Origin of the sequence: Corynebacterium sp. HMSC034B08 (genome assembly GCF_001835805.1) — a bacterium.
GTDB lineage: Bacteria > Actinomycetota > Actinomycetes > Mycobacteriales > Mycobacteriaceae > Corynebacterium > Corynebacterium coyleae.
The window spans coordinates 1-567 of sequence record NZ_KV825958.1; positions in this window are offsets into that span (position 1 = coordinate 1).

A 567-nucleotide genomic window follows, 5' to 3' on the forward strand; every position below is an offset into this window, starting at 1 on the left:
ATCCATAAGGTTATGCAGTTTGTATGCGCAGGTAAAACGTGTGCCGGTGCTACGAGTTTTTGGCGGGATTGTTCAACGTTTTTTCTGGATTGTTCAACGCTTTCACCCTGGTTAACGTCCGGATTGTTCACCAATCCAACCCACAAGCACCACCGGCCGGAAGGGTTGTTGAACGATCTGATTTGCCTTGGGTGCACTTCGTTGAACAATCTTTATGCATGCATAGTATGCGGTTTAAGGGTGTTTTCAGCCAACACCCGCCCGTTTGAATCGCGACCTGGGGAAATGCCGGAACAGCACTTCAAAACAGCCCTAAAATGGTCGGAAGGATTGTTCAACGACTGTGAAAACGGCTCGAAATGGGTGTGACGTGCGGATTGTTCAGCAATCCGCACCACCTGCTTACCCCCGCAAATTACCCCCGCTTTAGGAGCACACACGCAACAATAGCCTTCGAGACACGAAAAACAGGGCGCTTTAGCCCTGTGCTGCTAGTACGTTTCGCGCCCAACTAGCCGATGAGCCCACTAATAAACACCATGCCCAACACGACCTGGACAAACACCA